The 22880-nt window shown below is 59.2% G+C and carries 19 protein-coding genes; all 19 read right to left on the bottom strand.

Translation table 11 applies throughout. The annotated features are described in order from the left end of the window. Positions 1-3 precede the first annotated feature (3 nt). Positions 4-2235, bottom strand: coding sequence for an NADP-dependent isocitrate dehydrogenase (locus HQL44_14250; GenBank protein ID MBF0269743.1), 2232 nt, complete (start codon positions 2233-2235; stop codon positions 4-6). Between the two features lie 33 nt (positions 2236-2268). After that, positions 2269-4968 (bottom strand): CoA-binding protein, encoded by a 2700-nt coding sequence (locus HQL44_14245; GenBank protein ID MBF0269742.1) that lies wholly within the window; start codon positions 4966-4968, stop codon positions 2269-2271. Positions 4969-5015: 47 nt separating this feature from the next. Beyond that, entirely contained in the window at positions 5016-6290 is a 1275-nt protein-coding gene (locus tag HQL44_14240) for a carboxylate--amine ligase (protein ID MBF0269741.1), read from the bottom strand. 21 nt (positions 6291-6311) lie between these two features. Then, a complete protein-coding gene (locus tag HQL44_14235) occupies positions 6312-7136 on the bottom strand; it encodes an FAD/NAD(P)-binding protein (protein ID MBF0269740.1) in 825 nt (274 codons plus the stop codon). After that, positions 7133-8170, bottom strand: a complete 1038-nt coding sequence (locus HQL44_14230) for a 4Fe-4S dicluster domain-containing protein (protein MBF0269739.1) — start codon at positions 8168-8170, stop codon at positions 7133-7135. Before HQL44_14230 ends, HQL44_14235 begins: the two co-directional genes overlap by 4 nt. Positions 8171-8192: 22 nt before the next feature. Continuing rightward, positions 8193-9227 carry a Coenzyme F420 hydrogenase/dehydrogenase, beta subunit C-terminal domain gene (locus HQL44_14225; GenBank protein ID MBF0269738.1) on the bottom strand — a complete coding sequence of 345 codons (1035 nt, stop codon included), beginning with the start codon at positions 9225-9227 and terminating at the stop codon, positions 8193-8195. Continuing rightward, entirely contained in the window at positions 9227-9676 is a 450-nt protein-coding gene (locus tag HQL44_14220) for a hydrogenase iron-sulfur subunit (protein ID MBF0269737.1), read from the bottom strand. The genes HQL44_14225 and HQL44_14220 overlap by 1 nt, the downstream gene beginning before the upstream one ends. Positions 9677-9681: 5 nt before the next feature. Beyond that, complete coding sequence (locus HQL44_14215; protein ID MBF0269736.1) at positions 9682-11640, bottom strand: CoB--CoM heterodisulfide reductase iron-sulfur subunit A family protein; 1959 nt, start codon at positions 11638-11640, stop codon at positions 9682-9684. Continuing rightward, positions 11637-12224, bottom strand: coding sequence for a 2-oxoacid:acceptor oxidoreductase family protein (locus HQL44_14210; GenBank protein ID MBF0269735.1), 588 nt, complete (start codon positions 12222-12224; stop codon positions 11637-11639). The genes HQL44_14215 and HQL44_14210 overlap by 4 nt, the downstream gene beginning before the upstream one ends. Further along, positions 12224-13159 (bottom strand): 2-oxoacid:ferredoxin oxidoreductase subunit beta, encoded by a 936-nt coding sequence (locus tag HQL44_14205; protein ID MBF0269734.1) that lies wholly within the window; start codon positions 13157-13159, stop codon positions 12224-12226. Before HQL44_14205 ends, HQL44_14210 begins: the two co-directional genes overlap by 1 nt. Then, positions 13156-14331 carry a 2-oxoacid:acceptor oxidoreductase subunit alpha gene (locus HQL44_14200; protein MBF0269733.1) on the bottom strand — a complete coding sequence of 392 codons (1176 nt, stop codon included), beginning with the start codon at positions 14329-14331 and terminating at the stop codon, positions 13156-13158. The genes HQL44_14205 and HQL44_14200 overlap by 4 nt, the downstream gene beginning before the upstream one ends. Continuing rightward, the gene (locus HQL44_14195) at positions 14321-14593 is read right to left on the bottom strand and encodes a 4Fe-4S binding protein (GenBank protein MBF0269732.1); all 273 of its coding nucleotides are present in this window, start codon (positions 14591-14593) and stop codon (positions 14321-14323) included. The genes HQL44_14200 and HQL44_14195 overlap by 11 nt, the downstream gene beginning before the upstream one ends. A gap of 10 nt (positions 14594-14603) precedes the next feature. Beyond that, the gene (locus tag HQL44_14190) at positions 14604-15482 is read right to left on the bottom strand and encodes a CoB--CoM heterodisulfide reductase iron-sulfur subunit B family protein (protein ID MBF0269731.1); all 879 of its coding nucleotides are present in this window, start codon (positions 15480-15482) and stop codon (positions 14604-14606) included. Positions 15483-15884: 402 nt separating this feature from the next. Further along, positions 15885-16292, bottom strand: a complete 408-nt coding sequence (locus tag HQL44_14185; GenBank protein MBF0269730.1) for a 4Fe-4S dicluster domain-containing protein — start codon at positions 16290-16292, stop codon at positions 15885-15887. A 29-nt stretch (positions 16293-16321) separates the two neighbouring features. Next, positions 16322-18049, bottom strand: coding sequence for an FAD-binding protein (locus HQL44_14180; GenBank protein ID MBF0269729.1), 1728 nt, complete (start codon positions 18047-18049; stop codon positions 16322-16324). Between the two features lie 20 nt (positions 18050-18069). Continuing rightward, positions 18070-18813: a 4Fe-4S dicluster domain-containing protein gene (locus HQL44_14175; protein ID MBF0269728.1), complete on the bottom strand. Its 744-nt coding sequence runs from the start codon at positions 18811-18813 to the stop codon at positions 18070-18072. 382 nt (positions 18814-19195) lie between these two features. Beyond that, positions 19196-20941, bottom strand: coding sequence for a PocR ligand-binding domain-containing protein (locus tag HQL44_14170; protein MBF0269727.1), 1746 nt, complete (start codon positions 20939-20941; stop codon positions 19196-19198). Between the two features lie 218 nt (positions 20942-21159). After that, the gene (fabG, locus tag HQL44_14165) at positions 21160-21897 is read right to left on the bottom strand and encodes a 3-oxoacyl-[acyl-carrier-protein] reductase (protein MBF0269726.1); all 738 of its coding nucleotides are present in this window, start codon (positions 21895-21897) and stop codon (positions 21160-21162) included. A gap of 17 nt (positions 21898-21914) precedes the next feature. Beyond that, on the bottom strand, positions 21915-22856 hold the full coding sequence (gene fabD, locus HQL44_14160) for an ACP S-malonyltransferase (GenBank protein MBF0269725.1): 942 nt from the start codon (positions 22854-22856) through the stop codon (positions 21915-21917). Positions 22857-22880: the final 24 nt, after the last annotated feature.

Raw genomic sequence — 22880 nt, 5'->3', positions numbered from 1 at the left:
AAATTAAACCGCCGCCAAGGCCGCATTCAGCGTGGCGCTGGGACGCATGGCCTTCGAGGTCTTGTCGAAGTCGGGGCTGTAATAGCCGCCCGTGTCCACCGGCTTGCCCTGCGCGCCGATCAGCTCGGCATTGATCTTGGCCTCGTTCTCGGTCAGGACCTTGGCCAAGGGGGCGAAACGAGCCGCCAAGTCCTTGTCCTTGGTCTGGGCGGCCAGCGCCTGGGCCCAATACATGGCCAGGTAGAAATGGCTGCCACGGTTATCGATCTCGCCGACCTTGCGGGCAGGCGAACGGTTGTGCTCGAGAATCTTGGCGTTCGCCGCATCCAGCGCGTCGGCCAAAACCTGGGCCTTCGCGTTCTTGAAGGTCTGAGCCAGATGTTCTAGCGACACACCCAGGGCCAGGAACTCGCCCAGCGAATCCCAGCGCAGATAACCCTCTTCCTGGAACTGCTGGACATGCTTGGGCGCAGAACCACCGGCACCGGTCTCGAACAGCCCGCCGCCGCTCATCAGAGGAACGATGGACAGCATCTTGGCGCTGGTGCCCAGTTCCAGGATGGGGAACAGGTCGGTCAGGTAATCGCGCAACACATTGCCGGTGACCGAGATGGTGTCTTGGCCCTTGCGGATGCGCTCAAGCGAAAACTTGGTGGCCTCGACCGGCGACATGATGCGGATATCAAGACCGCTGGTGTCGTGGTTCTTCAGATACTTTTCCACCTTCTTGATGATTTCGCGGTCATGGGCGCGATTGCTATCCAGCCAGAAGACGGCGGGCGTGTTGGACAGACGGGCGCGCGACACGGCCAGCTTGACCCAATCTTGAATCGGCGCGTCCTTGACCTGGCACATGCGGAAGATGTCGCCCTCCTCCACCTTCTGCTCCATCAAGACCTTGCCCGAACCATCGACCACGCGCACCGCGCCACTGGCCGACATTTCGAAAGTCTTGTCGTGCGAGCCGTATTCTTCTGCCTTCTGAGCCATCAGACCGACATTGGGCACCGACCCCATGGTCTTGGGATCGTAGGCGCCGTGCTTCTTGCAGTCTTCGATCACGGCCTGATAGACGCCCGCATAGCTGCGGTCGGGGATGACCGCCTTGTTGTCGTGCAGCTTGCCGTCGGGTCCCCACATCTTGCCCGAATCGCGTATCATGGCGGGCATCGAGGCATCGACGATGATGTCGCTGGAGACATGCAGATTGGTGATGCCCTTATCGGAATTCACCATCGCCATCTCGGGGCCGTTCTTCATGGCTGCCGCCATGTCGGCTTCGATCTCGGCCTTCTTGGCGGCGTCCAGCTTGCCGATCTTGGCGTAGAGGTCGCCCAGGCCCATGTTCGGATTGACGCCGATCTCCTTGAAGGTGGCGGCATGCTTCTCGAAAACGTCCTTGAAGAACACCGACACGGCATGGCCGAACATGATGGGGTCGGAGACCTTCATCATGGTCGCCTTCAGGTGCAGCGAGAACAAAAGACCCGGCTGCGACTTGGCGTCGGCGATCTGTTCGGCGAAAAAGGCGCGCAGGGCCTTCTTGCTCATCACTGAGCAGTCGATGACCTCGCCCGCCTTCAAGCTGGCCTTGCCCTTCAACTCCTTGGTCGCCCCGTCGGCGCCCACGAACTCGATCCTGTAATCGGTGGCGGCTTCGATGGTCACCGACTTCTCGGTGCCGTAGAAATCGCCATGGCTCATATGGGCCACATGCGTCTGCGACGTGGGTGCCCAGGCGCCCATCTTATGCGGGTTGTTGCGGGCAAACTGCTTGACCGACGCGGCGGCGCGGCGATCGGAGTTGCCCTCGCGCAGCACGGGATTAACGGCGCTGCCCAACACCTTGCCATAGCGGGCTTTGATGTCCTTTTCGGCGTCGGTCTTGGGGTCTTCAGGGAAATCGGGAATTTTGTAGCCCTTGGCCTGCAATTCCTTGATCGCCGCCTTCAACTGCGGCACCGAGGCCGACACGTTGGGCAGCTTGATGATGTTGGCTTCGGGCTTCAAGGTCAGTTCGCCCAGCCAAGTCAGCTCGTCATCGATCTTCTGGTCGGGCGTCAGATTCTCCGGAAAATTGGCGATAATGCGCCCGGCCAAAGAGATGTCCTTCATCTCGACATCGACGCCAGCCGCCTTGGTGAAGGTCTGGACGATCGGCAGCAGCGAGTACGTAGCCAGGGCCGGAGCTTCGTCGACCTTGGTCCAATAAATTTTCGGCGTTTGCGTGGTCATTCTCAATTTCCCCAATCGATTGTTTGATCTGCCTTACGACACGAAACTACATTGAGAGGCCGGGGTCCGCGTATCCATATTACGTCCACGGTTTGTATGATCGTCGATTTCACCGGCGCAGCCGACCATACGTCCGAACAGGAATGCCGTAAAGGCCGCCGTTTCCAGCGCCTGTTCCGAGAACTTGCCCGAACGGTAGCGCGGCCACAACAGCTTGAGCAACAAGGCGGCAATGACCGCATCGATATTGACGCAGAACACGTTCGCCGTGACGCCATTGTCGTAGAGAGCCTGCACCAACGCACTGTAAAAATCGTGGAACACGTTGACTTCGCCGCGTTCCTTGAACAGGCCGGACAAATAGACCTCGCGGGGGTCCTTGTTGACCAACTGGCCCTTGAAGACCGGATGGTTGACGCCAGGAATGTTGCGAACGCCGTCGCCCACCCCCTTCTTGGCCTTCTTCTCGGCCCCGAATTCCATGGCGAATTTGGTGCCCATGGACACCAGATCCAGCCCATGTTTGGGATCGCCCGCATCCTTAAGGCCCGTTTCCTTGAACTGGTCGATCAGGAACTGGATGCCTTCGAAACCGTTGCCGCCATGGGCAAAGCCGGTGTGGGTCAGGAAGCCGATCATGGCCTTGTTGACCTGGACGCGCTCGGGCGTTTCTGGTCCATCCGCCGACACGGCGCCCTTGCAGCCCTGGGCCGAAATGGTGCCAACGCCGTTTGAAATGATCAGGCCCAACAGAACCTGGAACGGGAACAACTGTTCCGGCTTGGGCGTCTCGCCCATCAGCGCCAGATAGGCGATTTCGGTCGCCGACCACTTGTTCATCAGGTCGCCATTGGCAACGCCGCAGAAACTATCCGCCTTGTGCTGGGCGCTATCGACCGACGCGCCGATGATGGTGGCGAACAGACGCATGTACCAAGCCATGTTGCGGGCCGAGTGACGCGAGATTTTCTTGCGCATCAAGGCGGGCCAGCAAATGGTGGTGGCGATGGCGGCCAGAACGGCATCGGCGGTGGGATGTCCGTCAAGTCCGTTCAGGAAATCGACGAACACCGACTTGGCGCCGCGAGCATTCAACCCGGCCAGCATGGCCTTGGCCTTGGCGTCGGCCTTTTTGCCGGTCAGCTTGGACAGATGTTCGGGGGTGGGCAGAACCGACTTCAGATCGAAACCGGCCTCGGTTCCGTCATTCAGGCCGGAATGGCCGAAAAGCTCGATCAGCGCGTCGGCGGCGTCTCTTGCCGCCTTGACGCGGCCCGGCCCTTGAACGGCGCAAGCGGCCGACAGCACGGCATTTGGCGCATTGCCGCCCGCCCGCACCGCATCGGCCACCGTGGCGATCACGTCGCCATGCAGATTGACGTCGGCGGCGATTCCCACATTGAACAGGGCGTTGTCGTTGTCGTCGTTGTGTTCGCGCAGCAAGGCCAGACAGAAATTAAACTCCAGCGGATAGCGGGCCGTATCCAGAATGGAAACGCCGCTGACGCGCGTGACTTGCGTCTTGGCGTCCATGATCGAACTGCCCGAACGGTCCTTCATGCTCTCGCGCGGGAAGATGGCGCCGACCTGCTTGGTCAGTTCCGCGATCTGGTCCTTATAGGGCTGGAAAGGCTCGACCAACGGAATGTCGAGCGCCGCCGGCATGGGCATTCCTTGGTTCGAGCCGAACCAGGGCTTCAGGGTCAGATCGCCCTCGGGCGCGAAATCAGGCTCGACGCCATGCTGCTTCATCACCGCCGTCAAAGCCGCCGGGATGTGCGAAATGTTGGTGACCACCGCGCCCTTCCAAGACACGACAGGATTTTCAGGGGTGAAAATGTCCTTCACGCCCAGAATGTCCTTGAACCAGCCTTCCTTGGCCTCGGCGCTGTCGCCCGACCCCGACATGGCGCCGGCATGACCGACGGCGCGCGTCAGCTTGGCTTTCCAGCGGCCAACCACGCAGGCGATGACCGGCTTGGTGAAGGTAATGTCTTTTTCGTAATAGCCGCCCGGCTCAATGTACATGACGGCAGCCTTGCTGCGGGCGTCATTGTCGAAGGCATGGGCGAATTCAGCGGGCGCGAAATGGATGTACAAATCCTTGCCCGAAGAAACCGAAGTGGTGGTGCCCCAACCGGCGGCAACCAGATAGCTGGCCATGGTGGTGGTGAAGTTGCCGGAATTGGAGTAGATGGCCACCGACCCCTTGCGCAGCGATTCTTCGGGCTTGTCGCCGCCCAGTGCGCCGCCGATGCGGATATGGTTCCAAGAATCGGCAACGCCCAGGCAGTTGGCGCCGAAAACGTCGATATTGCGTTGCTGGGCCAAAGCGCGGATTTCGCGCGAATCATGCACCGAGACCTTCTCGGTCAGGATCACGATCTTCTTGATTTCGGAATTGACGCGGATCAGCTCGAACACGCCGTCGCGCACGGCGGCGGGCGGCAGATAGACGACGCCGACATTGAACTTGTGGCCGTCTTCCAGGCCCTCGCGCACGTTGTTGTAGACCGGGATGTTGCCGATCGGCGTTTCCAGAACTTCACCCTTGCGGCCCGGCGAGGTGCCGAACACGACATTGCCGCCCGAATAGGCGTGGCTGGTCGGCGTGACGCCCTTGGACTCGTTGCCCAGAATGTTGAGCACGCAAACGCGGTCGGTGGGGGTTGCGAGTTCGGCCAACGAATTGATGCCGACGAAATATTTGAACTTGCCATTGCTTTTGGTCATGGCTCTCTCCTGGGCGGGGTCCTGGCCGAATTTCTTGACGATCTGGGTCATGCCGCAACTCCCAGCTTCTTAGCCAGCATCTCGCGCCCGCCCGCCTTCATCCAGCGGTCGGCTTCCTGAGCATAGCGAACGACATCGGTCATCGCCGAATCGAAGGCGAAGATACGGTAAGGAAGACCCAAGGAATCGCAGACGTCCTTGAAGGCCAGCAGGCCACGCGACAGGTTGGGACCGCCGCGTCCAATCACCACGTAAAGCGGCGTCGGGCCATTGGCCGACACATATTCGCGCAAAGCGTCGGCCATGGCGCGGAAGGTCACGAAGATGTCGGTGTTGTTGGCCTTGCCGCCGATGACGAACAGAACATTGGTCTGCTTCAACCAATGCTTCAGGCAGATGCGCATCACTTCGCGCATCTTCTCATAGGGCGGGTTGCCGCCGAAATCCGACGAGATGATGGCGTCGTCGCCCAGGAATTCGGTAACCAGCGAATTGGCGCCGCCGCCGAAGGTGGGAGCCAGGATGGTGCCGTTGGGATTGATCACCGACACGTCGGACTGGCCCTGATAGGTGCGCAGCTGATTGATCTCCTGCTCGAAGTCGGAATAATCGACGGCGAACAATTCAGAGGGCAGCTTCAAGCGCTTGACGCGGGGATCGTCCTGGTCGAAGCCGCATTTGAAGTCGCAGGCGACCGGGGTCAGCGTGCCGGGCTTCTTCTGGCTCATGCGGATGGGGTTCAGCTCCAGCGTCGTCATGCCATAGTGGTGGAACAAGTCCCACAGCTTGGGCAGGTTCTGCGCCAACGGCGAAATGATCTCGCGCGGAGCCTTGATGTCGGACAGCGCGTTGGTGATGACGAACGACTTCAGGCCGGTCAGCGGATCAAAGGGAATTTCCGCGATGTCGTCCTTGCCCAATTCCTCGATGTCCATGCCGCCCTTGTGGGTGATGGTCAGCGTCGGCGCCCTGAATTTGGTGGAATCGGTGATCGAGACATACACTTCATGCTCGGCCGGAACCGCGCCCTCGAAGGTGACGCCCTGGGCCTTGGCGGTCTGGTTGCCATGCGTGTGCACGGCGAAATACAGGCGCTCTTTCTCGGCCAGCGCCGTCTTCAGGTTCTTGGCGCGCCCCAGAAGGCCAGCCTTGCCCTTCTTGCCGACGCCGCCCCGGAAGATGGGCTTGACGAAGACCTCGCCGCATTTGGCGATCAGGTCCTTGATCTCGTGTTCGCTGGCCTCGGGACCCAGAATTTCCGACGTCGGGAAATCCACGATCTTCAGGAGCTTCGAACCCCAGAGCATGCCGGTGATGTTCATCTTCTTTACCCCTAACTAGGCTTAATATTCTTGCGGCAGGTCTTTAAGCGCGGCCCAGGAATAGACCGGGCCATTGACGCACACATAGTCCTTGCCCACGTTGCAGCGCCCGCATTTGCCGATGCCGCACTTCATTTTGTTCTCGATGGTCGTGTAGATCATATCATCCTCGAACCCCAAATCCTTCAAGTTTTGGATGACGTATTTGATCATGATCGGCGGGCCGCAGGTGATGGCGATGGCGTTGTCGGCCTTGGGGGCCTTGGTCATCACATTGGCGGGAACGAAACCGCAATAGCCGTCCCAGCCTTCTTCCTGGGCGTCGATCGACAGATGCACGTCGACGTCGCCCCTCAGCTTCTCAAGCTCGTTGCGGTACATGATGTCGCGAGACGAGCGGCCACCATAGAACACCGTGATCTTGCCGAACTGCCCGCGATCCTTGACCGCCGTCTGCACCACAGGCCAGATGGGGGCCAGGCCGCAGCCGCCGCCGATGAAGATCAGATTCTTGCCCTTCCAGTCCTTGACCGGAAACTTGTTGCCATAGGGGCCGCGAACCCCCACCACATCGCCCACATTCAGATCGTGCAGCGCCGTGGTGACGCGGCCCGTGCGCATGATGCTGAACTGCTTGTAATCCTTGATGTGCGGCGCCGAGGCGATGGAGATCATGCTCTCGCCCTTGCCGAACACAGAGATCATGGCGCATTGACCGCAATCATGCTCGAAACCATCGCCGTTCACGAACTCGATGCGGAACGTCTTGATGGCCCTGGCTCCGGCGACTTCTTCCTTGATGGCGGCGATGCGCCCCAACTTCGGCAGGTAAGCGTTCTGGCTCATGGCTGCCCCAACCTCTCGACGACGGAAACGATATCGATGCCCACGGGGCACAGCGAAACGCAGCGGCCACAGCCGGTGCATTGCTGAGTATCGTGGTTCTCGACGAAGTAAAGGAACTTGTGGCACACGCGCTGGCGCAGGCGCGATCCCAGTGTCTCGCGGGGATTGTGTCCCGACGTGTGCATGGTGAAATCGGGAAACTGGCAGGTATCCCAGGTGCGCACCCGCTCGCCCTTGCAGGGGCTTGAACATTTCACTTCGTCGCTGATGTCGAAGCAATGGCAGGTCGGGCACAGGAAGGTGCAGATGCCGCAGCCGATGCAGGCCTTGGCCATCTCGTCCCAGGCGGGCGAATCGAAATTCGCCTTCAAGGCGCCCGCCACCTTGCCCAAATCCTTGATCGGGCGCTGGGGATGCGCCTTGGCTTGCGCATGGGCCTTCTCGACCGCGGCCTTGTCTGACGATTGCGCGTCCTTGAACAAATCGCCGCCCTTGGCCAGCAAGTCGGCGCCGCGCGGGGTCAAGGCCTTGACATGATACTTGCCGTCCAACTCGGTCATCAGCACGTCAAGACCGTCCTCGGCAGAGGGCGAGCCGCCCACCGACATGCAAAAGCAATTCGCCGACGGCGGCGCGTTGCAGGCTTGGCCGACATAGATCACCTTGGCGCGGCGACCATGATAATAGGGGTCTTCGTACTCTTTGGTGAACACGATGTCCTGACGCACCAGCCCACGCGAATCACAAGGCCGCACGCCGAAAACGACGGCGGGCGCCGGATCGGGCAGCGTCTCGTTCAGAACGGGGGCTTCGCCGGGAACTTGCGAATATTCGTAAAGCACTTCGCGCTGCGGAAAGACAAAGCCTTTGGGCGGGCGCACGGTATTGGGGTGATTAAGCTGAACCTTGGCGGCGTCGTCCACCGGCATATAGTTCCAGACATCTTCGTCTTCGAGAGCAGGCGAGAACAGGCGATGCGAGTCCAGCTTGCCCATCCAGGCGGCCAGATCAGCCTTGTTCAGCATCTTCTCCATGGCAACGTTTTTTGACATGGGCCTACCTGATGAAACTGTTGGGATCGGTATCGCGGAACGACGATGTCAACGTCGGCGCATTCATATCCGATCCGGGGTTGTACTCGAAGGTCTCGAAAGCCTCCATCTCAAGGCGCGTGTTCAACAGGCGCAGTGGAATGTTGACCGGACAGACCCGTTCGCATTCCGCGCAATCGACGCAGCGCCCGGCCAGATGGATGGCGCGCACCATATGGTACATGGCGGTCTCGGAACGGGCGGGAGAACGCTCGATCCATTTAATGCGATCCGCCTTCTCATCAGCCGTGGTATCGGGAAGCACCGCGAAACTGATGCTGTCGACCACGCATTCCTCGCAATAGCACATCGGACAAACCGATCGGCAGGCGTAGCAGCGCAGACAGCGGTCGAATTGGCGCGCCCAGAAGGACCAGCGGTCGTCCTGTTCGTCCTTCATGCGCGCCTTCACCGCCTGGAAAGGGGCATGCAACGTCCTGTCCGCCTTCGCCTCGCCAAATGTCATGTCGGACAGCGTCGGATGCGCCGAACGGCATTCCAGGCAACGCTCGGCCATCACCAGGGCGGCGGGTATGCTTTGCGCGCCGTCTTCGGTCATGACCGAAAAGGCCTCGGCTCCATCGAAAGTCACCGACAGCGCCTTCTTGCCGTCCAGCTTCTTGGCCAGTTTGCGGGCATCGACGACGCCCGTTCCCTCGCAAGACACGCCGATCACATGCACGCTTTCGCGCGGGAAATGCTTTTCTTGCAACAGAACCGTAATGGCGCGCGAATCGCACCCCTTGGCGACCACGGCCACCGGGCGCTTGTCGTCCGAGCGGGAATGCGCCCGCTCCTTTTTGTCGTTGACCAGATAAAGGGCCAAATTCTGCACGCAGGTGGGATCGAAGATCAGATCGTCAGCCTGTGCGGCTTCGGCAATCGTCGCCGGTTCGGCCAACAGACCAGCCGTGCTTTTGCGATAGCCGATCACGGCGCGCACGGTTCCCTTCTCGAGCAAAGACTTGGCGTGAGCCCTCAGGGCGGCAACATCGATCATCAGCGCTTCGCCTTCAGCCGGGTTTGCGGTCCCAGCTTCTTGATGTCTTTCACGAACTCATCGACGACGCCTGCGAATTTCACGCCTTCGGCGGCCGACACCCAACTCATGCGGAAACGGTCATTCTCAAGGCCGACGAACTGCAACAGCTTCTGCACAAGATAAATTTTGCGTCTGGCGAAAAAATTGCCTTTCAGATAGTGGCAATCTCCCGGATGGCACCCCGAAACCAGCACGCCATCGGCCCCCTTGTTGAAGGCGGAAAGCACGAACATGGGCGACATGGAACCCGAGCACATGATGGTGATGGGCACGGCGTTCGACGGATATTGGAGGCGCGATACGCCCGCCAGGTCGCTGCCCGCCGACGAGCACCATTTGCATAGGAAAGCGACGATCTTGGGTTCGAAACCCGTTTCGTCCTTGGCGGTTTCTACTGCGTTCGCCACGGCGCTCACACTCCAAGAGAGGCGTTGATCATGTCGTGAATCTGCAACTGCGTGATATTCTTCACGTCGATGGCGGCGCGCAGGCAGACCGCCTGACAGGTGCCGCAACCTTCGCACAGAACGTCATTGACGTTGGCCTTGGCGCCAGGGCCGGTCAGGCTGATGGCGCCGTATGGGCAGGCCTGAACGCACATTTCGCAGCCCGTGCAGTGGCTCAAGCGCACCTTGGCGATGGCCGGGCTGTGCATCAGCTCATCCTTCGACAACAGCGCGATCACCTTGCTGGCGGCGGCGCTGGCTTGGCAGACGGTTTCCGGAATGTCTTTGGGTGCCTGGGCGGCGCCCGCCAGGAAAATGCCAGCCGTAACACTTTCAACAGGGCGCAGTTTGGGATGCGCTTCGGCCAAGAAGCCGTCCTTGTCGCGCCCGATCTTCAGGGTCTTGGCGACATCCGCAGTCCCCTTCGACGGCTGCATGGCCAAAGCCAGAACCACCATGTCGGCGTCAATCTGAACATTCTTGCCGGAAATGGTGTCCACGCCCTTGACCACCATCTTGCCGTCCTGCTCGTAAACTTTCGAGACGCGTCCGCGCAAATACATCACTTCGTCGCGTTCCATCGAACGCTGCACGAATTCCTCGTATCCCTTGCCGCCCGAACGAATGTCGATATAGAAGACATAGGCTTGGCCATCGGGAACGTGATGCTTGTACAAGGTGGCGTGTTTGGCCGTGTACATGCAGCAAATCTTCGAGCAATAGGCGCAGTGCGATTCAGGATCGCGAGAGCCTGCGCACTGGATGAAGACGACGTTCTTGGGTTCCTTGTGGTCGCTGGGGCGCAGGACATGGCCGCCGGTGGGGCCGGATGCCGAACACAGGCGCTCGAACTGCAAGCCGTCAAGCACGTCCTCGTACTTGCCCATGCCGTACTCACCCAGATTCTCCTTGCCGTACAGATCGAATCCGGTGGCGACGACGATGGCGCCCACATCCTCGGTGATCATCTTCGGACGCATGTCGTAATTGATGGCGCCCACTTCGCAAACATCGGCGCATTTGCCGCAAACAACGGGGTTCAATCCCAGGCAGGAGCTTTCATCCAGCGTATAGGTCGCTGGGATCGCTTGCGCGAAGGGAATGAAAATGGCGCGGCGCGCCGTTAGGTTCTCGTCATATTCGTTCTTGACGACGGTAGGGCAAACTTTCGAGCAATCGTCGCAGATCTTGCACAGTTCGGGATCGACGAAGATCGCCTTCTGGCGGACCTTGACCTTGAAATTGCCGACAAAGCCCGAAACTTCCTGAACCTCTGCCTGGGTCAGAAGTTTAATGTTCTTGTTCTTGGAAACCTCGACCATCTTGGGCGAGAGAATGCATTGCGAGCAGTCGAGCGTCGGGAAGGTTTCCGACAGCTTGATCATGTTGCCGCCAAGGGTGGGGCTTTTTTCGACCAGCACCACCTGAAGCCCGGCATTGGCCAGATCAAGCGCCGCCTGAATGCCGGCGACACCGCCGCCGATCACCATCACCCGCTTGGTGACGGGAACGCCAATGGGGGTCAGCGACTGATTGTTCTGCACACGCTTGATGGCGGCCTTGGTGATCTTCAGTGCCTTTTCCGTGGCCTTGGGCTTTTCCTTGTGCACCCAGGCGCACTGTTCGCGGATATTGGCGATCTCGCAGCGGTATGGGTTCAACTCGCCGCCGTCTTCCGTCACCTCGCGAAAGGTCTTTTCATGCAGCGTCGGCGAGCAGCAGGAAACGACGACGCTGTCCAGCTTGTTGTCCTTGATGGCATTGGCCATTGTGCTCTGACCGGGGTCGGAACACATATAGACATAGTCTTTCGAGAAGATGACGCCTTCGACCTCACCCATTTCCTTGGCCACGCGCGCCACATCGACGGTAGCCGCGATATTGTTGCCGCAATGGCAGACGAAGACGCCCGTACGCTTTGTCATTCTACAGCCTCACAGACATCAGCCATTTTCCCAGCGCCGTCCCTGGTGGCCATCAGTTCGTTGCCATAGGCGTAGCCCTTATCGAAAGCCTGGATATTGGCTTTCAGGAAGCGGCCCGGCACCAACTCGGGCAGCGCCTTTTTGACGGCATCGGGGGTCACGCATTTCGTGACGGCGGCGAAGAAGCCGATCACAACCAGATTGGCGAACAGGCGATTGCCCAACTCCTCGGCGAAGCGGGTGGCCGGAACCGGGAAAATCTGCACGCGTCCGGTATCGGGCTTCTGCTTCACCAGATCCTGCTCGACGATCAGAATGCCGCCATTGCCAAGCTCAGGCTCGTACTTGTTGTAGGCTTCCTGCGACAGCGCCACCAAAACACCCGGCACCGTGACATAGGGATAAAGCACGCGCGTTTCCGACACCACCAACTGCGAACTGCAAGCGCCGCCTCTGGCCTCGGGTCCGAAGCTCTGGGTCATGGTGGCGAACTTGTCGTCATAGAGCGAGATTGCCTTGCCCGTAATCAGAGCGCAGCGAACGATGCCCTGGCCGCCAAAGCCGGAAAAGCGAACTTCCATCATCACGCGCCACCCTTGGCGGCGGCAGCCTCGGCCTTGGCCTTTTCCTCGGCTTCCCGTTCGGGGGTGGTTTTGCCGTACAGTTCGTATTCGTCGCCCAGCACCTGCGCATAGTGTTGATTGACGTTGTCAAGATAGGTGGGCTTTTGCTTCTCGACGAATTTGCCGATGCGAATTTTGCCCTGATAGTCGATATCGACCTGGCGGGTATCCATGCCGTGCGCGATCTCGGCATCGTTCTGGTAGTATTCCAGCGCGTCCAACCCATCGCCCAGTCGGTTGCGACGCTGATACAGCGTGGTGCAGGGCGCGATCACCTCGATAAAGGAAAACCCCTTGTGGTTCAGGGCTTCCTTGATCGACCCGCTGATCTGGCGGGCGTGCAACGAGGTCCAGCGCGCCACATAGGTGGCGCCGCAGGCATCGGCCACAAAGGGCAGACTGAAAGGATATTCGTAATTGCCGTAAGGCGTGGTCGAAGCATTCGCCGTGTGTGGCGTGGTCGGGGTCATCTGTCCGCCGGTCATGCCATAAGTGAAATTGTTCACGCAGATCACGGTAATGTCCATGTTGCGCCTTGCCGCATGGATGAAGTGATTGCCGCCGATGCTGGTCAGATCGCCGTCGCCGCTGAAGACGACAACCTTCATCTCGGGGTTGGCCAGCTTAAGGCCGGTAGCCAAGGGAATGGCGCGTCCATGCGTGCTGTGGAAGGAATCGAGTTTGACATATCCGGCGGTGCGGCCCGTGCAGCCGATGCCGGAAACGATGGCGACCTTGTCGAGATCAAGACCCGACTTCTTGATGGCTTCAGCAAAGGCCGTCACCACGGTGCCGATGCCGCAGCCAGGGCACCAGATGTGCGGCATGCGCTCCATGCGCAGAAACTGCGACATGGGATTGTCTTGCGCGAAATTGGCGTTGGCGTTCACGTTCATGACCGGGCCTCTTTGATGGCGGCAAGAATTTCGTTGGGATCGTGGACGGCGCCGCCCGTGCTGTTGACGCTGACGACCTTGCACTTGCCAGCGGCCAATCGCTCGACTTCCAGCACCATCTGGCCGTAATTGATCTCCGGCACCACGATGGCCTTGACCTTGGAAGCGATCTCGCGGATCTGCTTTTCCGGAAAGGGCCATGCCGTGATCATTCGGAAATTGCCGGTCTTGATGCCCTGCTTCCTCGCATCCATCACCGCCTTGATGGCGATGCGCGACGTGATTCCGTAAGACACCACCACCACTTCGGCGTCATCCAACTGGTCGGCCTCGAAGCGCACGATCTTGTCGCGGTTCGAATCGATCTTCTCGATCAAATGCGTGATGTTGATCTTGCCCGCCTCGACGGTGGCCTGCGGGTAACCGCGTTCGTCATGCACCAAGCCTGTCACATGGAAGCGATAGCCGTCGCCCACCTTCACCATCGGACCCGGCATGTAATTCTCAGCCCCGAACTTGTAGGGCTTGTACTGATCCTTGGGCCCCTCGTACCAATTGCGCTCGACCACCTCGATCTTATCGGCGGGCGGAATCACCACTTTCTCATGCATGTGGCCGACCGTTTCGTCGGTCATGATCAGCACGGGAACGCGGTAGGTTTCCGACAGATTGAAGGCCTCGATGGCCAGATCGAAACATTCCTGCGGGCTGTCGGGAACCAGGGCGATGACGCGGTAATCGCCATGCGAACCCCACCTGGCCTGCATCATGTCTTGCTGGGCGGTCAGGGTCGGCAGGCCAGTGGAAGGGCCGCCGCGCTGCACGTTGGCGATCACCATCGGCGTTTCTGTCATGCAAGCCAGACCGATGTTTTCCAGCATCAGCGACATGCCAGGACCCGAGGTGACGGTCATCACCTTCTGGCCGCCCCAGGCGCCGCCGATCAGAGCGGCGATAGAGGCGATTTCGTCCTCCATCTGGATGAACAGGCCGCCCGCTTCGGGGCAGCGTTCGGCAAAGCGTTCGGCGGTTTCCGTCGAAGGCGTGATCGGATAACCCGCAAAGAAGCGGCAACCGGCCGCCAAGGCGCCTTCGGCCAGGGCATGGTCGCCGTCCATGAAATGCGGGCCTTCAAGAACGCCCTTGGGATCTGCTTTGACCTTACGCACCATGCGTCTCCTTGTCCTCGTCGCCATCCGAAGGAGCGGGCGAAACGTAAATCGCGAATTCAGGGCAGATCAGTTCGCAGAATTTGCAATCACGGCACAATTCGGCGTCTTGAACCTGCGGGGGGTGATAACCCTTGGCATTGTAGTCCTTCGACAGAACCAGCACCTTGGTCGGGCAATAGTTCACGCAAAAACCGCAGCCTTTGCACCAGCTTTCATTGATGTGGACGACGCCCTTGGCTTCCTTCAACTTGCCGAAATACATCGCCGCCCCCTTAGATCAGACCCTTGCCGGCAAGCACCGGCTTGGGCGAGAAGTGGTGCAGGCCGAACTGCAAGACCTGTTCGGCGCAGCCAAACGCGATCGCCATCAATTGCGTAAAATAGACGACCGGCAGGCCGATGAAATCGGGATGATCCTTGATCGTCATTTCCTGGCGATGATCGAGATTGTAGGCGCAAAGCGGGCAACTGACGGCAATGACGTCCGCCCCCAGGGCGCGGGCCGAACCTACGATCTGATAGGTTTTGTCAGCCACGATGTGGGGATTGTCGACCGTGCGGTAGGCGCCGCAACATTCCGTCTTCATGGGATATTCGACAGGCGTCGCCCCCAGGGCCTTGACCAGATTTTCCATGACGACGGGATTTTCTGTATCGTCGATGGCGGCCTGCTTAGGGCGCACCAGCGTGCAGCCGTAGTAATTGGCCACTTTCAAGCCCGTCAGCGGTTTGACGACCTTGGCCTTGACGTCCTTGAACCCAACCGTATCGCGCACAACGCCCAGAACGTGATGCACGTCGACATCGCCTTCGTAGGGCGTCTCTTCGTCGTACATGAAATCGTTCATCTGCGTCAGTTCGGTCGGATTGGCCCTAACCCTCTCGTTGGCGCGCTTCAAGGTGTTGAAGCACATCGAGCAGGCCGTCACCAGCTGGGTGTTGCCTTCTTCCTTGACGCGGATCAGGTTGCGAATGGGGGCCAGTTGATGGATGAGATCGTCTGCCGCAAGCGAAGCGACGGTGCCGCAGCAATTCCAGCGCGACATTTCCTCGACCTCAAGTCCAAGATGCGACATCGAGAACAGAGTCGAATCCTCGAAGTTCTTGGCGTGGTTCTTGAGCGTGCAGCCCGGATAGTAGCTAAACTTCATTCTCTCCCCGCTCGCCGCCAGTTTGCTGTCTTCGTTACGCGGAAGAGGTCCACGTTCGAGAATTGACGGTCGAGCAGACGCAGAATGTTGCCATATGAGATATTTCGAAACACCCGCTTGGAGGATGTAGATATCTCTTTCGTGTGGGGGTTTTTACACGCCTATGGGTGGCGTCATTCCATGCCTTAGAGTAGGGCTGGAACGGCAACCCAGTTTCGCCTGTTGCATGGCATCAATTGGAAAGCGATTGGCATAATTTCAATACCGCAATGCAGCAAATATATTGCCGCCTTCGCGTTCGCACAACAGCCTTCTGGCGTGAAAATTAAGTAGTTCGACATGCAAAAATCCCCGGGCCAGGACCCGGGGATTGCTTCGTCGGACGAACACAAGACGAATCGGTTACGACGTGAATTTTCGCATGCTGCCGATCAAAGCGATCGGCGGCACGTTGCGCAGCGTGCCCAAAGGCAATTTCTCGAAGTTCATGTGATCCTTGCGCGTACGCAAAACGATCTGGCGAACTGCCTCGATGACCTCAGCGATCTTGACGCCCTTGGGGCAACGGGTGTTGCAGGTAAGACAAGAAACGCAGGTCCAGATCGCTTCGGACTTGACCAGTTCCTCTTCGAAACCGAACTGGGCCAGGCGGATGATCTGGTTCGGCAGCACATCCATATAGGCGGCCATCGGGCATCCCGCCGAGCACTTGCCGCACTGGTAGCAGGCGCGCAGATTCTGACCGCTGATACGCTCGACCTTGGCGACAAAATTGCGCGTCTCCTTGTCGCTATTGATGCGCACCGACATGTCCTGGTTCATCTCCCAGCCCATGCGCGTTACTCCGCCGCCTTCTTGTCGCCCGGAGAGATGCGCGAGCGCAGCATCGAATGGCGGGCCGGAGCGCTGCCCAACCGGGCCAACTGCTGGGTCTTGACGTCTTCGGGCGTATAGGAAGGCAGGATCATCGGGGAAACCAGATCGGTCTCGATTCCTTCCTTCTTCAACTCTTTGACATGCTTGGTCACATGTTCGAGGCTGAGTTTGCCGACCGTCACCGTCTTGGCGTATTCGCTGGCATAGCGTCCGGCACGGCGTCCAAACACGTTGTAGTCCAGCACAGAATTGCCCATCAGACGGTTGCGGCCATGCACGCCGCCCGACGCCTCGCCCGCCACGAACAAGCCGGGAATGTTGGTCTCGCAACGACCGTTGATCTCGACGCCGCCATTTTGATAATGCAGCGACGGATAGATCAGCATCGGCTGCTTGGTGATGTCGATGCCAAAGCGATTGAACTGTCGGCACATGCCGGGGAATTGATGCTTGGTGTAGCCCTCGCCATGGATCATGTCGATCAAGGGCGAATCCAGCCACACGCCGGTACGACCGGCATAGGTCTCGATCCCGTTGTTCCGCTCGGTGCTGCACTCGCGAATGATGGCCGCACTTTCGATGTCGCGCGGCTCGCGCGGGAAGACGAACAGCTCGCCATGCTTGTTCAAGGGCTGACCGCCTGCGCCGCGAATCTTTTCGGTGATCAGAAAGCCCGCGATCTGCTCGGGGAAGACGGCGCCGGTCGGGTGATACTGCACCGAATCCATGAAAGCCAGCTTGGCGCCGGCGCGATAGGCCATGACCAGGCCGTCGCCGGTGGCGCCGTAATGGTTGGTGGTGGCGAATCCGCGAATGTGCAAACGGCCGAAGCCGCCGGTGGTGATGATGGTCGCCTTGGCCTTCACGGTCAGGAATTGCTCGCTGTCCAGGCTGTAGAGAATGGCGCCGGCGCAGCGGCCCTTGTCGTCCAACACCAGTTCGACGGCAGGCTCGAACTCGCGCACCTGGATCTTGTCCGGATGGTTGTGCACCTCGTCCATCAGCGTGCGCGTGATGATAGCGCCGATGTAATCGCGGCACGAAACCATGCGCTTCCTAGACGTGCCGCCGCCATGCAAAACCTGCATCGAGCCGTCCGGCATCTTGTCCCAGATGACGCCCAGACGCTCGAGTTCCTTGACCACTTCAGGGCCGTCCTGAGTCAGAATGCGCACCAGTTCGGGATTGTTCTCGAAATGCCCGCCGCCCAGAGCGTCGAGATAGTGGCGAGTCGGCGAATCTTGCGGGGCCACGGCAGCCTGCATGCCGCCTTCCGACATCATGCTGTTGGAATCGCCCAGGCGCAGCTTGGTCACCAGCATCGAATTGACGCCGTTCTGCATGGCGGTAATGGCCGCCCAGCAACCGGCGCCGCCGCCGCCGATAATCAGCAGATCGGTTTCGTAATCGGGTTCGCGCAAATGGATGTCCATCAAGCGCGGCTCGACCATCGAATGGGCCTCAAGCAGCTCGGTGATTTCCGTGGTCAGTTCCTGGCCCTTGTTGGGGCCGACGCGAATTTTCTGAAGCGCACCCTTCGAATAATCGGGATGGTACTTGGACAGAACGTCCTTGCGCTCCTCGGCGTTCATCGGCGGATAGACCGGGTTGCCGGACTTCGCCAGTTCCAGGCGCTTGGGGCGCGTACGGTCGACTTCCTTCAAAAGACCGGCAAGATAATCGGGATACATGGTCAGCTCCTTGTCGTCTCTTAAGGCTCGATATCGCGCTCGTAGTACATCTTGCTGAGAGAGGTTTTATCCATTCCCATCATCGATGCGTATTCATCGTCATACTCGCCGCCCTGCACCTGCTTGATCCGGGCGTCCAGTTCCTTGCTTTCCTTGGCCAGATAGCGGCCATAAAGGCGCCGTCCCAACACGCCCACCTTGTGCTGCACGATCTCGGCCGGACAACGCAACGCGCACAGGCCGCAACCCACGCAATCGAAGGAAATGTCCATGATGGCGGCCACGTCGCCACGCTTGGCGGCCTGGATGTAATCCATCACCTGGATGCCCTGCGGACAGCTTTTCGTGCAGGTATTGCAAGCCACGCAGCGGAAAACCACCGGATAAAGACGCTTGATGGTGTCGACGTCGGGCGACAGCTTCTCAATGTCGTAGATCGCCTTCTCCATCGGCACTGCCGGAATCTGTGTCAGCGACATGCCTTCCTGGACCAAGGTGGTGCAGGCCAAGCCCGAATGGATTTTGTAATCGCCCGGCAGGCGATAAATGGTGCCGCAGGCGCCACAGAAGCCTTCACGACAACCGGCGCCTCGGATGATCTGCTGGCCGGAATATTCGATGGCGCGCATGATGGTCGCGTGTTCGGGCACGACATGGCGCTTGCCCATGATGTAAACGGTGACCATCCGCGCCTTGGGCGGCGTTTGCTTAACCGTTTTGCTTGGCTTCTCCGCTGCGACCTTCGTCTGAGGTTTGCGGCTCATCTGGGCATCTCCGTCTGCGTCAAAGGCATCAAGACAGAGAGAGCCACAAGGACCTGTATCGCATCAGACGCTTCTTCATCCTCAATCGAACGGATGATTTATAAAAGTGTCTTGCTCAACGTTTCCTGCACGGTTCGTTCCGTCCCACCCCTTGCGCGCCATTTTTTGCGAAGTTCCATGCGAAGGAACCTCGGCGCTGCCCTGGGCAGGTCTCTCCCTACCTAATGCTGCGAGATTGTTGTCTGGCAAGGAAAATGGAAACACCCGATAGGAGGTCCGCATTGACTCTTTCGGGTTGGGATTTTTTCATCCCTTCGGGTGGCCTGGTGTGGGGAAATGCCAAGCCATCTCCCTACCCGCGAGGTTTTTGGAACCTGTCAAATCACGAAGATGATATGGGCAGCGCGAAAGAAAAAGTAGAGCCGATCCCAGGAACCGACGTTACCCACATCCGTCCGCCATGATGCTCGACGATCTTTTTGCACACGGCAAGGCCGATGCCGGTGCCGTCGAAGTCCTTGCGGCTGTGCAGACGCTGAAAAATCAGGAAGATGCGGTCGAAATAGTGACTGTCGATGCCGATGCCGTTGTCGGCCACCGAGAATATCCATTCCGATTTCGCTTTCTTGCACTCGACGCGAATATGGGGCGGCCTGTCGGCATGGCGATATTTGACGGCATTGCCGATCAAATTCTGAAACAGTCTGGTCAATTCGTGGGCATTGGCCGTTATCGTCGGCATCTCGCCCGCAATCTCAATCCTGGCCGCATTTTCACGAATGGACATGGACAGATTCGCCATGGCGTCTTCAAGAATTTTGCGCACATCGACCAGCACCATGGGATGTTGCGACCGCCCGACACGGGAGAATTCCAAGAGGTCCAGCACCAACCGATCCATGCGCTGGGCGCCGTCCTTGGCGAAGGCGATGAATTCATGCGCCTCCTTATCGAGCGCGGCGCCATAACGCCGTTCAAGCAGGGCGATATAACTGCTGATCATGCGCAAAGGTTCACGCAGGTCATGCGAAGCGACATAGGCGAATTGCTCAAGCTCGGCATTCGATCGCTCGACGGCGTCGGCCTTTGCCTGCAAGGCCCTGGCAGATCGTTGACGTTCGGCCACGTCGATGCCGACCCCAGTCAAGTAAGGAACGCCATTCAGTTCCACGCGTACGCCCGTGAAGATGTATGGCGTTTCACAACCGTCTTTGGAGATCAGACAGGCTTCCGCCTCTGCCCGTCCTTCCTTAAACACCATATTAATCTTCTGACTAATCTGCTCCTTGTCGCCATCCACGAACAAATCGAGCGCGCTTTTTCCGGCCATTTCGGCGGCAGCGTAGCCGGTGACGATTTCCATGTTTCTGTTCCAAAGAACGAACCGGCCAGCCGTATCCAGCAGATAGTAGACGCCAGGCATGCCTTCGATCAGCGCCTGCACGAAGTCGTGCTCGCGCTTCAAAAGCCCCTCGATCAGCTTATGCTCTTCAACCTCTTCTTCAAGCGAGCGGTTGCTGAGCGTCAGTTCCCTGGTCCGTTCCTCGACCCGGTCCAATAGACCTAGATTGAGCTTCTCAACTTCGTCTCGCGCCTCGAGATGTCGCAGGCGTTCAAATCCGCCGGTGGCCAGCATGCTGGCGATTTTCGAAAAGAACGCCATGGTGGATCTGGCCTGCTCGACCGACATCACCGGCACTTTCGACAGGGCGGCCAGATATCCTTCCTCATCGAATCCCAATTCGCGCGCCTGTTTGCGAAAGGCCTCCGCATCCGCAGGTTCGTGCAGGAATTGCCCCAGAAAGATGGTGGCGACATGCTGGCCGTCGATCAAAATCGGCGATGCGTAATCCATCAAGCCATTGGCGCATTTGTAGCCAACATATGGGCCTTCATGGAGGTGGCTGGCGATGTAGTTGTCGCTCTCTTGACAACGGCAAAGCGACGCCGCGTTGGCGCGGTGATAATTCGTGCAGATGTCCTGCCAGCCGATGCCGGACAGAATCGCGCCATCAACACCAATCAATCCGTGGGGAATCCCCGTCGCCTGATAGAAGGATTCCATCAGGCTGCTGAATTGGCGGATATCGACGAGATCTTCGAACCGACGTTTCTGTTTGTCGGGCATTTTTGCTTGCTGCTCCATTCCCCCGCCTTAAGCCCTTGATATTGTTTGCGGGCATTTATAACGTGGGATTGTGCAACATCAGGAGATACAAACCAAGTAATTTATAACCAAAACGTCACATTTCACCATTTCTCGGCATGCCGACAGATCGCCAATTGAAAAAGCAACGGGGCGGACGGCCACAAGCCATCCGCCCCGCCAATTCACGCAAATTAAGTTCAGATCATCGCCATGCCGCCATTCACGTGAATGGTCTGACCGGTGATGTAAAGCGCTTCGGGGCTGGCCAGGAAAACGACGGCGGACGCGATCTCCTCCGACGTGCCCATGCGCCCGATGGGAATGCCGGAAAGCAGCTTTTCCTTCTGGGCATCGGGCAGGACGTCGGTCATGGCGGTGGCGATGAAACCAGGCGCCACGCAATTGACAGTGATGCCGCGCGAGGCCACTTCCTGGGCCAGCGATTTGCTCATGCCCATCAGACCCGCCTTGGAAGCGGCATAGTTGCACTGACCGGCGTTGCCCATCTGCCCCACCACCGAAGCGATGCCGATGATGCGGCCATTGCGCCGCTTCATCATTTCCTTGATGGCGGCCCTGGACAGGCGGAAGGCGGCGGTCAGGTTGACGTCGATCACCAACTGCCAATCGGCGTCCTTCATGCGCATGGCCAAACCGTCTCGGGTCAGGCCCGCATTGTTGACCAGGATGTCGACCGATCCCATGGCGGCCTCGGCTTCCTTAATCAACTTGTCGGGCGCTTCCGGGTCGGTCAGGTTGGCTTGAAAAGTGTGAACCCTCTCGCCCAACTCGGCCTTGATCTTGGCCAACCCATCCGCATTCATATCCGTCAGTCCCACGGTGGCGCCCTGGGCATGCATGGCCCTGGCGACCGCGCCGCCGATGCCGCCCGCGGCCCCGGTGATCAGGGCATTCTTGCCGTCAAGTTTGAACATGGCGCGTCCTTTCGATTTTAAGAGTTCTTCAGAAATGCTTCGATATCGGCGGGCGTGTTGAGCGACAACGCCGACATCTCTTTGTCGATGCGCTTGACCAGACCGGCCAGAACCTTTCCAGCGCCCGCCTCGATCAAGGTCTCGACGCCCAGTTCCTTCATTTTCAGAACCGATTCGCGCCAACGCACGGTGCCGCACACCTGCTCGACCAGCAGGCGCTTGATCTCGTCGGGCGACGAGACCGGCCCGGCGATCACATTGGCGATCAAGGGCACGGCGGGTTCCTTGATGGCAACCTTGTCCAAAGCCTCGGCCATTGCTTCGGCGGCAGGCTTCATCAGCGCGCAATGGAAAGGGGCGCTGACCGGCAGCAGCACGCTGCGCTTGGCCCCCTTGGTCGCGGCGATGGCCAAAGCCCGCTCGACGGCGGCCTTGGCCCCGCTAACCACCACTTGGCCCGGCGCATTGTCGTTGGCGGCGGCGCAGACAGCGCCCTGGGCGGCTTCCTTGGCCACCTCCATCGCCTGTTCGAAATCAAGGCCCAAAAGAGCCGCCATCGCCCCTTCGCCCACCGGCACCGCCTTTTGCATCGACAGGCCGCGCAGCTTCAAAAGACGCGCCGCATCGGCAACGCTAAAGGCGCCGGCCGCGCAAAGGGCGGAATATTCGCCCAAGGAATGACCGGCCACATAGGCCGCCTTTTCCGCCAGCTTGAACCCGCCATCCTTCTCCAGCACGCGCATGACGGCCAGACTGACCGCCATCAAGGCAGGCTGGGCGTTCTCGGTCAGCACCAGTTCCTCGCCAGGGCCTTCGAACATCAGTTTGGACAGGTTCTGGCCCAAAGCCTCGTCAATCTCGCCAAACACATCGCGGGCGGCGGCAAAGGCCTCGGCCAATTCCTTGCCCATGCCCACTGCCTGCGAGCCTTGGCCCGGAAATACGAACGCACGAGTCATATGATGGGGTCTCCCGTTTGAAGT

The sequence above is a fragment of the Alphaproteobacteria bacterium genome (genome assembly GCA_015231795.1).
Lineage (GTDB): Bacteria > Pseudomonadota > Alphaproteobacteria > Rhodospirillales > WMHbin7 > WMHbin7.
The sequence above is the reverse complement of the archived record's forward strand: the minus strand, read 5'-3'. Positions and strand labels throughout refer to the sequence as shown.

Excerpts from the sequence above, each read along its gene's own strand:
- HQL44_14170 (MBF0269727.1), bottom strand. The coding sequence starts at position 20,941 with ATGCCCGACAAACAGAAACGTCGGTTCGAAGATCTCGTCGATATCCGC.
- HQL44_14235 (MBF0269740.1), bottom strand. The coding sequence starts at position 7,136 with ATGAGCCAGAACGCTTACCTGCCGAAGTTGGGGCGCATCGCCGCCATC.
- HQL44_14175 (MBF0269728.1), bottom strand. The coding sequence starts at position 18,813 with ATGAGCCGCAAACCTCAGACGAAGGTCGCAGCGGAGAAGCCAAGCAAA.
- HQL44_14195 (MBF0269732.1), bottom strand. The coding sequence starts at position 14,593 with ATGTATTTCGGCAAGTTGAAGGAAGCCAAGGGCGTCGTCCACATCAAT.
- HQL44_14250 (MBF0269743.1), bottom strand. The coding sequence starts at position 2,235 with ATGACCACGCAAACGCCGAAAATTTATTGGACCAAGGTCGACGAAGCT.
- HQL44_14225 (MBF0269738.1), bottom strand. The coding sequence starts at position 9,227 with ATGATCGATGTTGCCGCCCTGAGGGCTCACGCCAAGTCTTTGCTCGAG.
- HQL44_14245 (MBF0269742.1), bottom strand. The coding sequence starts at position 4,968 with ATGACCAAAAGCAATGGCAAGTTCAAATATTTCGTCGGCATCAATTCG.
- HQL44_14185 (MBF0269730.1), bottom strand. The coding sequence starts at position 16,292 with ATGTCGGTGCGCATCAATAGCGACAAGGAGACGCGCAATTTTGTCGCC.
- fabD (MBF0269725.1), bottom strand. The coding sequence starts at position 22,856 with ATGACTCGTGCGTTCGTATTTCCGGGCCAAGGCTCGCAGGCAGTGGGC.
- HQL44_14205 (MBF0269734.1), bottom strand. The coding sequence starts at position 13,159 with ATGAACGTGAACGCCAACGCCAATTTCGCGCAAGACAATCCCATGTCG.
- HQL44_14210 (MBF0269735.1), bottom strand. The coding sequence starts at position 12,224 with ATGATGGAAGTTCGCTTTTCCGGCTTTGGCGGCCAGGGCATCGTTCGC.
- fabG (MBF0269726.1), bottom strand. The coding sequence starts at position 21,897 with ATGTTCAAACTTGACGGCAAGAATGCCCTGATCACCGGGGCCGCGGGC.
- HQL44_14180 (MBF0269729.1), bottom strand. The coding sequence starts at position 18,049 with ATGTATCCCGATTATCTTGCCGGTCTTTTGAAGGAAGTCGACCGTACG.
- HQL44_14230 (MBF0269739.1), bottom strand. The coding sequence starts at position 8,170 with ATGGAGAAGATGCTGAACAAGGCTGATCTGGCCGCCTGGATGGGCAAG.
- HQL44_14190 (MBF0269731.1), bottom strand. The coding sequence starts at position 15,482 with ATGAAGTTTAGCTACTATCCGGGCTGCACGCTCAAGAACCACGCCAAG.
- HQL44_14200 (MBF0269733.1), bottom strand. The coding sequence starts at position 14,331 with ATGGTGCGTAAGGTCAAAGCAGATCCCAAGGGCGTTCTTGAAGGCCCG.
- HQL44_14240 (MBF0269741.1), bottom strand. The coding sequence starts at position 6,290 with ATGAACATCACCGGCATGCTCTGGGGTTCGAAGCTCCTGAAGATCGTG.
- HQL44_14215 (MBF0269736.1), bottom strand. The coding sequence starts at position 11,640 with ATGACAAAGCGTACGGGCGTCTTCGTCTGCCATTGCGGCAACAATATC.